Below are 14,560 nucleotides of genomic sequence, written 5' to 3'. Positions count from 1 at the left end.
TCACGCGGGCGCTACCTGAGGGGCTGGCCGTGGCCCAGCGCGCGCATCACCGCGCCGACCACGAGGGACACGACCGCGACGCCCACGCCCACCCACACGACGGGCCACACCGTCCAGCCGATGCCGATGGACACGAGCACCGCGGCGATGACCAGGCCGACGTTGGTGACCCACGCCGCGCGCGTGCGGCCGTGGTTGTGCGGGGCGACGTCGGGAAGGTCCTCGGGCTCGAGGTTGACGGACGACATGGCGACTCCTTGGGGACGGGGACGTGCCGCCAGTGTAGGGGTGGTCCCGGGCCGATGCGGGGCCTCCTTCGCGGGGGCGTCGCCTTCCGCCGTCGTGGCCGCGGGCGCTACCCCTCCGAGGACTTGACCAGGCGCGATGCCGTCGAGATCGCGCGGATCATCGCGGCCGCCTTGTGGCGGGTCTCCGCCGCCTCGTTCTCCGGGACGGAGTCCGCGACGATGCCCGCGCCGGCCTGCACGTGCGCCTTGCCGCCCTCGAGCAGCGCGGTGCGGATGGCGATCGCCATGTCCATGTTGCCCGCGAAGTCGAAGTAGCCCACGGCGCCGCCGTAGAACGCGCGGCGGGTCGGCTCGATCTCGTCGATGAGCTGGATCGCGCGCGGCTTGGGCGCGCCCGACAGCGTGCCGGCGGGGAACACCGCGGTGAAGGCGTCGAGGGCGCCGTGCGGCTCCTCGAGCTCGCCCAGCACCGTGGAGCAGATGTGCATGATGTGCGAGTAGCGGTTGACGGCCATGAACTGCGCCACCTCGACCGAGGTGGGCGCGCACACCTTCACCAGGTCGTTGCGGGCGAGGTCGACCAGCATGACGTGCTCGGCGATCTCCTTGGGGTCCGCGAGGAGGTCCTCCTCGAGCGCGAGGTCCTCCGCGACCGTCGCCCCGCGCGGGCGCGAGCCCGCGATGGGGAACGTCGAGACCCGGCCGTCCTTCACCGTGCACAGCGACTCGGGGCTCGAGCCCACGACCGCGAACTCGCGGCCCTGGTCGTCCTTCAGCTGGAAGCAGTACATGTAGGGGCTCGGGTTGAGCGTGCGCAGCACCCGGTAGATGTCGAGCGGGCTCGCGTCGCAGTCGAGGTCGAAGCGCTGCGAGGGCACCATCTGGAACACCTCGCCGTCGCGGATGGCCTCCTTGGCGAAGTCGACCGCCTTCTCGTACTCCCCCGGCGCGCTGCGCTGCACCACGGCCGGCTCGTCGTGGTCGCCCAGCACGGACACCGCACCCGCGGGGGCGGACTCGAGCTCGCGCTGCATCGCGTCGAGGCGCGCGACGGCGTCCGCGTAGGCGCCCTCCTTGCCCGAGTCCTGGGCGTCCACGTTGACCGCGTTGGCGATGAGCCACACCGACCCGTCGCGGTGGTCGAACACGGCCAGGTCCGTGGCGAGCAGGAGCAGCACGTCGGGCACGTCGATCTCGCGCGGGGCCTTGGCCGGCAGCGTGGGCTCCCACTGGCGGATGATGTCCCAGCCCATGACACCCACGAGGCCGCCGGTCAGCGGCGGCAGGCCCTCGATGGGCTCGGAGGCGAGCTCCCGCAGCGCGTGGGCGATGACGTCGAGCGGGGCGCCGTCCGCGAGACCCACGGGCACGTCGCCGGACCAGCGCGCCTCGTCGCCGTCGACGGTGAGCATCGCGCGCGAGCGCACGCCCACGAAGGAGAATCGGGCGCGGGTGCCGTCCGGCTCCGCGGACTCCAGGATGAAGGTGCCCGGCCGCTCCTGGCCCAGCGCGCGGTAGACGGCCACCGGCGTGAGCGAGTCGGCGAGCAGGCGGCGCACCACGGGCACCACGCGGTGGGTGGCGGCGAGCGCCGCGAAGCCGTCGAAGTCGGGCCAGGTCTGGCCCCACTGGACCTCGGCGCGGGTCACCGGGTCTCCCCCGGCACGGCGCCCAGGTCCCCGCCGGCCTCGAAGCAGGTGCGCGTGCCGGTGTGGCACGCGGGGCCCTGCTGGTCGACCTCGAGCAGGAGCGCGTCGGCGTCGCAGTCGAGGCTGACGCGGACGACGCGCTGGGTGTTGCCCGAGGTGTCGCCCTTGCGCCACAGCTCCTGTCGCGAGCGGCTCCAGTAGACGGCGCGGCCGGTCGTCAGCGTCTCGTGCAGGGCGTCGTCGTTCATCCACGCCACCATGAGCACCTCGCGCGTGTCGTGCTGCTGCACCACCGCGCAGACGAGGCCGTTGCTGTCGCGCTTGAGGCGCGCGGAGATCTGCGGGTCCAAGGGCATGCGCTCATCCTCCCACGGTGCGCCCGGGACGCTCCCCTGGGGACGGCCGGTTGGACACTGCGCACGGATTCGGATGCGACGCGCCGGTGATGCGGGCCGATGCGGGGCCCGGCCACGGCGTGTCGCCCGCCCATCCGTGCGGAGTGTCCGGAGGGGACTACCGGGTCTGGGCCACCCAGGCCTCGTGCAGCCTGGCGTAGATGCCGCCGGCCTCGACCAGCTCGCGGTGCGGGCCCACCTCGACCAGCTCGCCCTGCTCCATGACGCCGATGACGTCGGCGCGCTCGGCGGTGGACAGGCGGTGGGCGATGACCACGGCGGTGCGACCCTGCATGAGCGACTCGAGGGCGCGGGAGATGCGCACCTCTGTGGCGGGGTCCACGGCGGAGGTCGCCTCGTCGAGGATGAGCAGGTCCGGGTCGCGCAGGTAGGCCCGCGCGATGGAGACCAGCTGCCGCTCCCCCGCGCTCAGCAGCTCGCCGCGGGGGCCCACCGGGGTGTCGAGGCCCTCGGGCAGGGTGTCGATCCAGCCGTCGAGGCCCAGCGACTCGAAGGCCGCGCCCGCGCGGGCCCGCAGGTCCTCGGGCGAGGAGTCGGGAAGCGCGTACGACAGGTTGGACACGATGGTGCCGTCGAAGAGGAAGCCCTCCTGCGGCACGACGGCCACGGACCGGCGCAGCGAGGACATGGGGACCTCGCGCAGGTCCACGCCGCCCACGCGGACGGTGCCGTCGGTCGGGTCGAAGAAGCGCGACAGCAGGCGCGCGAGCGAGGTCTTGCCCGAGCCGGTCTGGCCCACGAGGGCGAGGCGCCGGCCGGCGGGCAGGTCGAGGTCGATGCCCTTGAGCACCTCCGGGCCGCCGGGATACGTGAGCCGCACCCCGGACACCGCGAGGTCGCCGCGGCCGTGCGGGATGGGGGTGCCGGACGCTGCCGGGTCCGCGACGGTGACCTCCTGGTCGACCAGCTCGACCACGCGTCGCCAGCCCACGATCGCGCGCTGCATCTCCGCGAGCATCTCGATGATCCACATGAGCGGCCCGGAGAACATGTGCACCAGGAACGCGAACGCCACCACGGTGCCCACGGACACGCGGCCGTCGAGCGCGAGGTAGGTGCCGCCGATGAGCGCGAGGCCCGTGGCGAGCGACTGCCCCACCACCGTCGAGGAGAAGTTGAGGGAGGCCAGCACGGAGGCCTTCTTCTCCGCGGCGAGGATGCCGTCGATGTCCGCCCGCAGCCGGGAGCGCATGCGCTCCTGGACGCCGTAGGAGCGGATGGTCGACACGCCGACGATCTGCTCGGAGGTGCGGCCCAGCAGGTCCGCCATGCGCTGGCGCACCCCCTGGAAGGCCTTGCGGACGCGCGGCTGGATCCACAGCAGCGACCCGACCATCGGCACGAAGGCGAGCAGCACCAGCAGCGACAGCTGCCAGGAGTACGCGAGCATCACGGAGAACACCACCGCGGACTCGAGCGCGGAGATGACCATCGCCGCGCCGGTCCACTGCATGAGGTCGCGCATGGTCTCGACGTCGCCGGTCACCCGGGAGACGTAGCGGCCGCGCTGCTCCTCGTTCTGGGTGAGCACGGACAGCTCGTGCACCTTGCCGAACGCGCGGATGCGCAGCGTCGCGAGGCCCGCCTCCGCGGCGGTGACCATGCGGGCGCGCACGCGCCACGCGACGATCGCGGCGAGGACGAGCACCACCGAGCCCATGAGGGCGTGCTCGACCACGAAGCGCACGTCGACGCCGTCGGGCGCGAGCAGGCCGAAGTCGGTGATGCGCTGGGTGAGGAACGGCACGGCGGCGCGGCCGGCGGCCGCCACGGCCGCGAGCGCCAGCGTCACGCCCAGGCCGCGGCGGAACTCGGGGCTCAGCTCGAGCCCGCGCCGGAACAGCTGCGGGAAGGTCATCTCGGTCATCCGATGCGCTCCGCCTCCTCGGCGGCCTGGCGCCGCGAGTCCTCCTCGTAGGCGAGCACCAGCTCGCGGTAGCCCGCGTCGCGCGCGACCAGGTCCGCGTGGGCGCCCGCGTCGATCACGCGGCCGCGGTCGACGTGGACGATGTGGTCGGCCAGCAGGATCGACGCCAACCGGTAGGCGATGATCAGGACGGTCGGGCCGTCGCCGTCGCCGGACAGCCCGGTGAGGATGTCGCGCTCGACCCGCGGGTCCACCGCGCTGGTGGCGTCATCGAGCACGAGCACGCGCGGGCGGCGCACCAGGGCGCGGGCGAGCGCGATGCGCTGACGCTGGCCGCCGGACAGGTTCATGCCGCGCTCGGCGAGCACCGCGTCGAGGCCGCTGCCGCCGTCGCGGCCCAGGTTCTCCACGACGTCCACCACGTTGGCGGCGCGCAGCGCCTCCCACACCCGTGCGTCGGAGTAGTCCTCGCCCAGCGTGACGTTGTCGCGCACGGTGCCCGCGAACACGAAGGCCGTCTGCGGGACCAGGGCCACGTGGTCCCCGAGCTGCGCGACCCCCTGGAGGTCCGCATCGTCCAGCGTCACCCGCCCGGACGTGGGGCGCGCGAGCCGCGAGGCCGCGAGCGCGACCGTCGACTTGCCCGCGCCGGTCGCGCCCACGAGCGCCGTGACGGTGCCGGGCGCGAGGTCGAGCGAGACCTCGCGCAGGATGATCGCGAGGTTCCCGTCGCCGTCGTCGGCGCCGATGTCCGCGCGGTCGAAGCTCATGGCCCCCGCGCCGGTGCGCGGGACGTCGAGGTGACCGGGCTCGTCGACCTCGGTCGCGGCCTGGGAGATCTCGCCGATGCGGCGGAAGGCCACGAGCGCCTGCGGCATCTGCCCCAGCACCCAGCCGAGCCCGCGGATGGGCACGGCGAGCAGGGTGACCAGGTAGATCGCGGAGACCACGTTGCCGACGGTGACGGCGCCGGCCTCGGCCCGCACCGCGCCGACGACCATGAGCGCGACGGCGCCCAGGGGCACGATGACGTCCATCATGGGCTCGAACCACGCCGACGTGCGGCCCACCCGCGTGTCCGCGTCGCGCAGCGCGTTGGCCTTGTCCGCGAAGCGGCGCGTCTCGCGCTCCTCCGCGCCCAGCGCCTTCACCACGGTGCCGCCCTCGAACGACTCGTGGGCGATGGTCGAGACGTCGGCGCGCAGGCTCTGGCCCAGGTCCCAGCGCGGCGTGATGACGCGCTCGTAGACCACGTTGATGGCGAAGATGACGGGCACCACCGCGAGGCCGGTGACGGCGAGCCACGGGTCCATGCGCCACATGGAGAAGCCGGCGGCGAACATCATGACGAACGCGCCCACCGTGAAGGCGAACGGGTACAGGGGCGCGGTCGCCGTCTCGGAGTCGGACGACATCGCGGACAGGAGGCGCCCGGACGGGTTGGCCCGGTGCCAGCCGAGCGGCAGGGAGGCCAGCGCATCGGCCACCGTCCTGCGGTGGTGCGCGCCCACGCCGGCGACGCCGTAGCCCTGGGCGATGCGGCGCGCGCCCACCAGGACCGCGTTGATGACGCCGATGCCCAGGAACGCCGCGCCCGCCCACAGGATCGCGGTGCGCGGGTCCTGCGACAGCTCGCCCCACACGCCGCCCAGCGGGTCGCCGGCGACGCCGGGGATCACCACGTCGTCCGTGATCTCGCCCAGCAGCGTGCCGAAGACCACGGTGGAGATGGAGAACACCGCGGCGAAGCCGATCGCGGTCCAGAACCTCACCGGCTCGGTCCGCATGGCCTGCCCGATGAGCTGGGCGGACTTGCGGGTGAAGCTCCCCGACAGCGCGTAGTCGTCGCGCCGGGTCACCTGACCTCGATCCCGGCGGCGCGCATCGCGTCCTTGACCTCGCCGATCGTCAGCGTCTGGAAGTGGAACACGGACGCGGCGAGCACCGCATCGGCCCCCGCCTTGGCCGCCTCGACGAAGTGCTCGACGGTGCCGGCCCCGCCCGAGGCGATCAGCGGCACGGAGACCACGTCGCGCACGCGTCCCAGCATCTCGAGGTCGAAGCCGTCGGTGGTGCCGTCGGCGTCCATGGAGTTGAGCAGGATCTCGCCGGCGCCCAGCTGCGCCCCGCGGCGCGCCCACTCGACCGCGTCGATGCCGGTGCCACGGCGGCCGCCGTGGGTGGTGACCTCGAAGCCCGACTCGGTGGTGGTGCCGTCCTGGCAGCGCCGCGCGTCCACGGACAGCACGAGCACCTGGTTGCCGAAGCGGCGGGCGATGTCGGAGATGAGCTCGGGCCGCGCGATCGCGGCCGTGTTGACGCCCACCTTGTCCGCGCCCGCACGCAGGAGCCGGTCCACGTCGTCCGGGGTGCGCACGCCGCCGCCCACGGTGAGGGGCACGAAGACCTGCTCGGCGGTGCGGCGCACCACGTCGTAGGTGGTCTCGCGGTCGCCGGACGAGGCGGTGACGTCCAGGAAGGTGAGCTCGTCGGCGCCGGCGGCGCCGTACGTGGAGGCGAGCTCGACGGGGTCCCCGGCGTCTCGCAGGTTCTCGAAGTTCACGCCCTTGACGACGCGTCCCGCGTCGACGTCCAGGCACGGGATCAGACGGACGGACACGCCCATGTCACACCTCCGGATTCCACACGTCGAGAATGTCGACGACGAACACGAGCGTGCCCTTGGTGGCGTACCCGTACGACGTGGGCACCACCATGAGCACCTGGGAGCCCGCCGTCTGGTCGAGCAGGCCCTCCTCCCAGCCGCGGATGACCCGGCCCTGTCCCAGCTGGAACTGGAACGGGGCCTTCTCCAGCGGCCACGACGACTCGAACACGTCGCCGCGGCTCCATTCTGCCTCGCCGTCGGAGCCGTCCGCCCAGTACACCGCCGTGTAGTTGACGGTGAGATAGGAGTCCTCGCGCACCTGCGGGCCCCGGCCCTCGATCAGGGTCGCGACGGTGAGGTCCGCGGGCGCGTCGGTGCGCTCGCCCAGGTCGATCGACGGCTCGCCGGTCGCGTCGCGCGTCACGGTGGGCAGGCCCGGGTCGGGCTCGAGCTCCGTGCCGGTCGTGGTCACGGGCAGCACGTCGACGACCATCGCGATCGAGTCCTCGCCGGACTCGTCGCTGTGGGGCGCGACCACCAGGACGCGCGCCCCCACCCGCAGGTCGTGGAGCGCCGCGTACATGGCCTCGCCCACCATGTCCTCCGTCATGAGGAACGAGCGCGGCAGCCCGTCGTACGTGTTGATGACCGGCGTGCCGCCCGTGAGCGACTCGCCGTAGATGTCGAGCAGCAGCGGCTGGCCCTCCTGCAGGCGCTGCCCGTCGCCGTCCCACACGACCTTGGCCGCCTCGGCCGCGAACTCGGCGCCCGCGGGCAGCTCGAGCGCGGGTGCGAGGGTGTCCGAGTTGGTGATGACGATGTCGTCGATCGTGGCCGCGGGGCTCGCGCTGGCGTCCGCGTCGGGCGCGGTCGCCGAGCAGGCGGTCAGGGCGGGCAGCGCGACGAGCGCCGCGAGGGCGAGCGCGGGCGTGACGAGGCGGCGCATGGTCTCCTTCCACGGCCCGGAGACGGGCCCCCAAGAGTGTAGGCCTCAGGCGGGGTCGAGCATCTCCAGGAGCGCGTCGACGCGCTCGTCCTCGTGGCGGAAGGGGTCCTTGAGCAGCACCGTGCGGCCGGCGCTGCCGGAGATCTTCAGATGCACCCAGTCGACCGTGTAGTCGCGGCCGGCGGCGAGCGCCGCCTCGACGAAACGGCCGCGCAGGTGGGCGCGGGTGGTCGCGGGGGCCGTGGTCATGGCGCGCTCGATCGCGTCCTCGGGGACGATGCGCCGCATGAGGCCCTCGGCCTCGAGCCGGGGGGCGAGGCCCCGGCCGGGCGCGACGTCGTGGAAGGCGAGCTCGAGGCGCGCGAGGCGCGGGTCGTCGAGCGCGCAGCCGAGCCGCTCCTGGTAGCGCCGCAGCAGGCGCAGCTTGATGGCCCAGTCCAGCTCGGTGTCGACGAGGGACGGGTCCTGGGTGCGCACCGCGTCGATGCCGCGCTGCCACAGGTCGAGGATCTGGTCGACCTGCGCCGTGGGCGCGATGATGCCGCCCACGTGGCCGCGGATCGCGTCGAGGTAGGTCTGCTGCACCTCCACCGCGGTGAGGCGGCGGCCATCGGCGAGCTCGACCGTCGCGGCGCCGGTGAGGTCGTGGGCGACGTCGCGGATCGCCTGCATCTCGTGCGCCAGGGTGAGGTCCGGGACGGGGACCCGGGCCTCCATGACGCGCAGGAGCAGGTCCGTCGCGCCCACCTTGAGCAGCGTCGTGGGCTCGGCCATGGTCGAGTCGCCCACGATGACGTGCATGCGGCGGTAGAGCTCGGCGTTGGCGTGCGGCTCGTCCCGCGTGTTGATCATGGGCCGCGACCGGGTGGTCGCGGAGCTGAGCCCCTCCCACATGTGGTCCGCCCGCGGCGAGAAGCTGTAGTGCGCGCCGGTGGGCGTGCGGGTGATGCAGCCGGCGCCGGTGACGATCTGCCGGGTCACCAGGAACGGCAGCAGCGCGGAGGCGAAGGCCTTGAAGTCCGCCCGGCGGCGCACCAGGTAGTTCTCGTGGCAGCCGTAGCTGTTGCCGGCCGAGTCCGTGTTGTTCTTGTAGAGGTGGATCCGGCCGTCCACGCCGGCGGCGCGCAGGCGCTCCTCTCCCCCGGCGACCAGGGCGGCGACGATGCGCTCGCCCGCCTTGTCGAGGGCGATGAGGTCCTCGAGGCTGTCGCATTCGGCGGTCGCGTACTCGGGGTGCGCGCCCACGTCGATGTACAGGCGCGAGGCGTTGGGCAGGAACACGTTCGAGGACCGCCCCCACGCGACCACCGAGTGGAACAGGTGGCCGGCCACCTCCTCGGGCGTGACGGCGCGCGCGTTCGCGGCGTCGAGGTGGAGCCCGAACTCGGTCTCGAGCCCGAAGATGCGGCGCGCCGGGTCGACCTCGAGCGGCGCCGGGATGTCGGTGGAGATCACGCGGCCTACTGGCCGCCCTTCTGCACGAAGGAGCGCACGAACTGCGTCGCGTTGACCTGCAGCGTCTCGTCGATCTCGTCGAGCAGCGAGTCGATCGCGTCCGTGTTCGCCTGCGCGGCGGGGGCCGGGGCGGGCGCCTCGGGCGCGTCGTCGTCCTCGAAGGGCTGTCCTTGCGACTGCAGCTGGGCCATGCGTCCCACTGTAGCCGCGGGCCGGCCTCAGCCCTCCATGAGGGAGTCGAGCAGCCGGTGCGTCGCGACGTGCGGGTCGTCCAGGTGGACCACCTCGAGGTGGCCGTGGTCGGACTCGCGGTCGAGCACCACCGTGGACCAGCCGGCCGCGTCGACCACGCCGGCCGCGCGGGCGACCATGCCGCCGCGCAGGCGCGCGCGGGTGTCCTGCGGGGCGCGGGCCACGGCGGCCTCGACCTCGTGATCGGGGACGATGCGCTCCACCGCCCCGGCTGCGTCGAGCCGGGCGGCCAGGCCGTCGCCCAGGCGAGACCACTGCAGGTCGAGCGCGGCGAGGCGGGCGTCGTCCCACGGCAGCCCGTCCGGGCTGGCGGGCGAGGCGTGGCGGGCGCGCATGCGGCCCAGCAGCTGGAGCTTCGCGACCCATTCGACCTCGCGCGCCGCGGACCCGGGATCGCGCGCGAGCCGCTCGAGCACGTCCTCCCAGCGCGCGAGCACGGCCGCGTCGTCCGCGTCCGCGGCGTAGGAACGGCAGATCTCCAGCAGGGCCCGCTGCACCTCGAGCGCCGTGGCGGCCTCGCCGTCCGCGAGCGGCAGGCGCGCGGCGAGGCCCAGGTCGCGCGAGACGACGCGCACGGCCTCCACCGGGGCGGCGAGCTCGAGCGCGTCGAGACGCTCGTCGTCCGCCTCGATCGCGGCGAGCACGAGCGACGTGGTGCCCATCTTGAGGCAGGTGGCGACGTCGAAGAGGTTCGCGTCGCCCAGGATCACGTGCAGGCGCCGGTACCGGTCGCGGTCCGCGTGCGGCTCGTCGCGCGTGTTGACGATGGGCCGGCGCAGGGTGGTCTCGAGGCCCACCTCCGCCTCGATGTAGTCCGCTCGCTGGGAGACCTGGAAGCCGGCCTCGTCGCCGAACTGTCCCAGCCCCACGCGGCCCGCGCCCGTGTACACCTGGCGCGTGACCAGGTGGGGGGTGAGGCGGCGCGCGAGGTCCTCGAAGTCGACGTCGCGGCGCACCAGGAAGTTCTCGTGCGTGCCGTAGCTCGCGCCCTTGCCGTCCACGTTGTTCTTGTACAGCTCGACGCGGCCGTCCTCGTCCGCGGCGTAGCGGGCGGCGGCCGCGAGCGCGATCGCGTCGCCGGCACGGTCCCACGTGACGGCGTCGCGGGCCGTCGTCACCTCGGGGCCGGAGTACTCGGGGTGGGCGTGGTCCACGTAGAAGCGCGCCCCGTTGGCCAGCACCGCGTTGAGGTGCGCCGGGTCCTCCCAGGAGCCGCGGCGCCGGCGCAGCGTCACGGTGCCGCGCTCGGGGTCGTACTCGTGGTCCTCGGTGAGCATGTCCGGCGTCGCGCTCATGCGGGAGCGGCGGAAGCCGCGCTGGTCCTGCAGCGGGTCCTCGCCGCCGTAGTCCCAGCGGGCGGTCGCCTGGCCCGCCCAGGCCCGGCAGGCGGCGACCAGCCGGGAGGACAGCAGGATGGGGTTGGCGCGCGGCTCGTCGGGGTCGACGATGCCGTACTCGGTCTCGATGCCGCGGATGCGCATTCAGCCGCCCAGGGACCGGGCCGCGACGGCGCGCGCCTCGTCGAGCTCCTGGTCCGCCGCGTCGACCAGGTGCGCCAGCGTGACGCCGCGCTCGCCGCCCGCGACCACGCCCTTGATGGCGCGGGTCTTGGCGCGGTCGACGACGTTGCGCACCACCGCGCCGGAGACGTGCTGGGAGGCGTCCGCGTGGGAGAAGATCCGTGCGACGGCCCCGGCGATGAGCGCGCGCACGGTGGCCGCGCGGTCGCCGTCGTGCGCGGCGAGGTCCGCGGCCGTGAGCGGCAGGTCGGGCGTGAGGTACTTGCCGAAGATGTCCGCGGTGGCCTCGGGGCCGGGGCGCGAGATCTCGATCTTCACGTCGAGGCGGCCCGGGCGCAGGATCGCGGGGTCGATCATGTCCTCGCGGTTGGAGGCGCCGATGACGATGACGTTGCCCAACGACTCGACGCCGTCGAGCTCGGTGAGCAGCTGCGGGACGATCGTGGTCTCCATGTCGGAGCTCACGCCCGAGCCGCGTGCCCGGAACAGCGCGTCCATCTCGTCGAAGAAGACCACCACGGGGGCGCCGCCGTGCGCCTTGGCGCGGGCACGCTCGAAGATGGTGCGGATGTACCGCTCGGTCTCGCCCACGTACTTGTTGAGCAGCTCGGGACCCTTGACCGACAGGAAGTAGGAGCGGTCGGCGCCCACCGCATCGGCCAGCGAATGCGCGACCGCCTTGGCGATGAGGGTCTTGCCGCAGCCGGGCGGGCCGTACAGCAGCAGGCCGCGCGGCGGACGCAGGTCGTGCTCGCGGTAGAGCTCGGGGTGGGTCAGCGGCAGCTCGATGGCGTCGCGGATGCGCTCGATCTGCGGGGCGAGGCCGCCGATGCGCGCGTAGTCGATGTCCGGCACCTCCTCGAGCAGGAGCGCCTCGACGCCGGTGCGCTCGACCTTCTCGGACGCGAAGCCGGTGCGCGGATCGATGATGACGGTGTCGCCCTCGTGGACGCGCGCGGCCGCGTCCCCGCCGATGAGCACGACGACGCGCTCGTCCTCGCCGCGGGAGACCACCAGCACGCGGTCGTCGTCGATCACCTCGCGCACGATCGCGGCCTGGCCGCTGCGCTCGGGGACCGCGACGTCGACCACGACGCTCATGGGGTTGAGCAGCACCTCGTCGCCCGGGTTCAGGCGCGCCTCGAGCGTGGGCAGGACCGCGACGCGCATGCGGCGGCCGTTGGCCACCACGTCCGCGTGCCTGCCGGCCCAGGCGACGAAGGTCGCGAAGGTCTGCGGGGGCTGCGACGCGTCCGCGAGCTGCTGGCGCATCTCCCCCATCTGGTCGCGCGCGGTGGTGAGCAGCCGCTGCAGGTCAGCGTTCTGGCGCTCGAGCCGGCCGATGATGTCCTGCGCGTCGGCAACCATTCAGTCCTCCCCGGCGGGGGTGCCGTGGTCGGCCGCGGGCGTCGTCGCGCCGTCCGCGGTGCCGGCCGTCACGTCCCGGCGCACCTTGCGGATCTTCTTCTCCGACACGGGCCGCTCGCCCAGGTCCGCCGGCGTCCACGTCTCCTCGTGCGGGTACGAGCCCTTCGCGGGCCGGCGGTGGCGCAGCGGCGCGTCGACGCCGGGCGCCATGCGGCGGGCGGTGATGAGGAAGCCGGTGTGGCCCACCATGCGGTGGTCGGGACGGACCGCGAGGCCCTCGAGGTGCCACGTGCGGACCATGGTCTCCCACGCCTGCGGCTCGGTGAAGCCGCCGTGCTCGCGCAGATCCTCCGCGAGGCGGGACAGCTGGGTGGTGGTCGCGACGTAGGCGAGGAGGACGCCGCCCGGCGCCAGCGCATCGGCCGCCGCCTCGATGTTCTCCCAGGGTGCGAGCATGTCGAGGACGATGCGGTCGACCGTGCCCGCGGGGAATGCCTCGCCCACGCGGTCGGCGAAGTCGCCGATCTCGAGGCGCCACGCGGGGTGCGGCCCGCCGAAGTGCCCCTCGACGTTCGCGCGGGCGATGTCCGCGAAGTCCTCGCGGCGCTCGATCGAGACCAGCTGGCCGCCGTCGCCGACCGCGCGCAGCAGCGACATGGTGAGCGCGCCGGAGCCCACGCCGGCCTCGACCACGCGGGCGCCCGGGAAGATGTCCGCCATCTGCACGATCTGCCCGGCGTCCTTGGGGTAGACCACCGCGGCGCCGCGCGGCATCGACAGCACGTAGTCGCTCAGCAGCGGCCGCAGCACCAGGTACTCGATGCCCCCGGTGTTGCGCACCACGGTGCCTTCGGGCCTGCCGATGACGTCGTCGTGCTGGAACATGCCGCGGTGGGTGTGGAAGGCCTTGCCGGGCGTGAGGACGATGGTGTGGTGCCGACCCTTGGGGTCGGTCAGCTGGACTTTGTCGCCCGCGCGCAGCGGGCCCCGGCGCTGCTCGGCGCCGATCGGGGTGGCCTGGGTCATGCGCGTCAGTCTAGGCGGGGACGATGCGCGGGCCGGGTCAGGTGAGCGCGCGCTTGAGGTCCTCGACCATGACGATGCCCACGGGCGCGCCGCGGTCGGTGATGACGAGCACGTCCGTCTTGCCCAGCCACGGCAGCAGCGCCTGGACCACCTCCTCTCCCCGGAGGCTCGCCGGGATCTCCGCGCCGCGCACCACGGGCATGGTGACGGCGGACAGCGGCGTGGTGGCGCGCTCGGCCTCGGGGACCACGTCCGTGAGCTGCACCGGGAAGTGGCCGGCCGGCTGGCCGTCCGCGGCGAGGACGACCACCTCGCGCGCGCCCGCCGCCTGGGCCGCCTCGCGGGCCTGCTGCACCGACAGCTGGTAGGGCACCCCGATCGCGGACACGCCCGGGCCCAGGGGCGTGACGTCCTCGCGGCGCGACAGCACGGAGGCGGCCTTGAGCTCCTGGGTGGCCGCGGGCCAGATCACGGAGAACAGCAGGACGGACCACAGCATGGTGATGAGGTCCGGGCGCCTGCCGTCGAGCAGCGGGGCGCCCACCGCCCAGACGACGACGCCGATCGCGATGATGCGCCCGCCCCATGCCGCCGCGCGGTGCCCCGCCCAGCGGTCGCCGCGCACGGCCCACACGATCGCGTTGAGCACGCGGCCGCCGTCCAACGGGGTGCCCGGCAGCGCGTTGAAGGCCGCGAGGATGAGGTTGAGCCATCCGAACGCCCCGGCGATCATCCCGGGGATGCCGGTGAGCACGTTGGCCGTGGCCCAGGCGCCCGCGCCCAGCAGCGCGTTGGCGACGGGGCCGGCGGCGGCGATGACGCCGATCTCGAGCGGGCGGGGGTCCTTCGCCTGGAACTGGGTGTGGCCGCCCAGGAACGTCAGCACGATCTCGTCGACCTCGCGGCCGAACGCGCGCGCCGCGGCCGTGTGCGCGACCTCGTGGAGGAAGACGGCGAGGAACAGGCCCACGGCGACCGCGAGGCCGAGCGTGAAGCTCTGGCGGGTCAGGCCCTGCTCCGTGGTGCCGACGAGGACGGCGATGAGCACCGCCATGAGCACCGTGGACGGGCGCAGGAGCACCCGCGCGCCGAGCACGCGGCCGAGCGGGATGCCACGCGAGCGGGCGGGTCGATTCATGCCGCCTACCGTAGCGGGGGCCTCCGACACCGCCGCGAGGCGGCGCTCGTGGCCGGTGCCGACCACC

General features: G+C 73.8%; 13 protein-coding genes. All 13 read right to left on the bottom strand.

The window, feature by feature from the left end:
* Nucleotides 1-11 precede the first annotated feature (11 nt).
* The 13 genes from AOM03_RS01640 to AOM03_RS01580 all read right to left on the bottom strand — a co-directional run bounded on the left by AOM03_RS01640 (nucleotide 12) and on the right by AOM03_RS01580 (nucleotide 14,493).
* Nucleotides 12-248: an HGxxPAAW family protein gene (locus AOM03_RS01640; RefSeq protein WP_062377630.1), complete on the bottom strand. Its 237-nt coding sequence runs from the start codon at nucleotides 246-248 to the stop codon at nucleotides 12-14.
* Between the two features lie 107 nt (nucleotides 249-355).
* Complete coding sequence (locus AOM03_RS01635) at nucleotides 356-1,897, bottom strand: anthranilate synthase component I (protein WP_062377629.1); 1,542 nt, start codon at nucleotides 1,895-1,897, stop codon at nucleotides 356-358.
* Nucleotides 1,894-2,253 (bottom strand): phosphoribosyl-AMP cyclohydrolase, encoded by a 360-nt coding sequence (hisI, locus tag AOM03_RS01630; RefSeq protein WP_062377627.1) that lies wholly within the window; start codon nucleotides 2,251-2,253, stop codon nucleotides 1,894-1,896. Before hisI ends, AOM03_RS01635 begins: the two co-directional genes overlap by 4 nt.
* 157 nt (nucleotides 2,254-2,410) lie before the next feature.
* On the bottom strand, nucleotides 2,411-4,180 hold the full coding sequence (locus AOM03_RS01625; RefSeq protein WP_062377624.1) for an ABC transporter ATP-binding protein: 1,770 nt from the start codon (nucleotides 4,178-4,180) through the stop codon (nucleotides 2,411-2,413).
* Entirely contained in the window at nucleotides 4,177-6,039 is a 1,863-nt protein-coding gene (locus AOM03_RS01620; RefSeq protein ID WP_062377622.1) for an ABC transporter ATP-binding protein, read from the bottom strand. The genes AOM03_RS01625 and AOM03_RS01620 overlap by 4 nt, the downstream gene beginning before the upstream one ends.
* Complete coding sequence (gene hisF, locus AOM03_RS01615) at nucleotides 6,036-6,806, bottom strand: imidazole glycerol phosphate synthase subunit HisF (protein WP_062377619.1); 771 nt, start codon at nucleotides 6,804-6,806, stop codon at nucleotides 6,036-6,038. Before hisF ends, AOM03_RS01620 begins: the two co-directional genes overlap by 4 nt.
* Nucleotide 6,807: 1 nt before the next feature.
* Entirely contained in the window at nucleotides 6,808-7,734 is a 927-nt protein-coding gene (locus AOM03_RS01610) for an FKBP-type peptidyl-prolyl cis-trans isomerase (RefSeq protein ID WP_062377617.1), read from the bottom strand.
* Nucleotides 7,735-7,779: 45 nt separating this feature from the next.
* Nucleotides 7,780-9,189: a Pup--protein ligase gene (gene pafA, locus AOM03_RS01605; protein ID WP_227589843.1), complete on the bottom strand. Its 1,410-nt coding sequence runs from the start codon at nucleotides 9,187-9,189 to the stop codon at nucleotides 7,780-7,782.
* Between the two features lie 5 nt (nucleotides 9,190-9,194).
* Nucleotides 9,195-9,380: a ubiquitin-like protein Pup gene (locus tag AOM03_RS01600; protein ID WP_062377615.1), complete on the bottom strand. Its 186-nt coding sequence runs from the start codon at nucleotides 9,378-9,380 to the stop codon at nucleotides 9,195-9,197.
* Nucleotides 9,381-9,407: 27 nt separating this feature from the next.
* A complete protein-coding gene (dop, locus tag AOM03_RS01595) occupies nucleotides 9,408-10,922 on the bottom strand; it encodes a depupylase/deamidase Dop (protein WP_062377613.1) in 1,515 nt (504 codons plus the stop codon).
* Nucleotides 10,923-12,329 carry a proteasome ATPase gene (gene arc, locus AOM03_RS01590; RefSeq protein ID WP_062377611.1) on the bottom strand — a complete coding sequence of 469 codons (1,407 nt, stop codon included), beginning with the start codon at nucleotides 12,327-12,329 and terminating at the stop codon, nucleotides 10,923-10,925.
* Entirely contained in the window at nucleotides 12,330-13,355 is a 1,026-nt protein-coding gene (locus tag AOM03_RS01585) for a tRNA (adenine-N1)-methyltransferase (RefSeq protein WP_062377609.1), read from the bottom strand.
* A gap of 37 nt (nucleotides 13,356-13,392) precedes the next feature.
* On the bottom strand, nucleotides 13,393-14,493 hold the full coding sequence (locus AOM03_RS01580; RefSeq protein ID WP_062377607.1) for a site-2 protease family protein: 1,101 nt from the start codon (nucleotides 14,491-14,493) through the stop codon (nucleotides 13,393-13,395).
* Nucleotides 14,494-14,560: the final 67 nt, after the last annotated feature.

The organism is Demequina pelophila (genome assembly GCF_000971175.1).
Lineage (GTDB): Bacteria > Actinomycetota > Actinomycetes > Actinomycetales > Demequinaceae > Demequina > Demequina pelophila.
The sequence above is the reverse complement of the archived record's forward strand: the minus strand, read 5'-3'. Positions and strand labels throughout refer to the sequence as shown.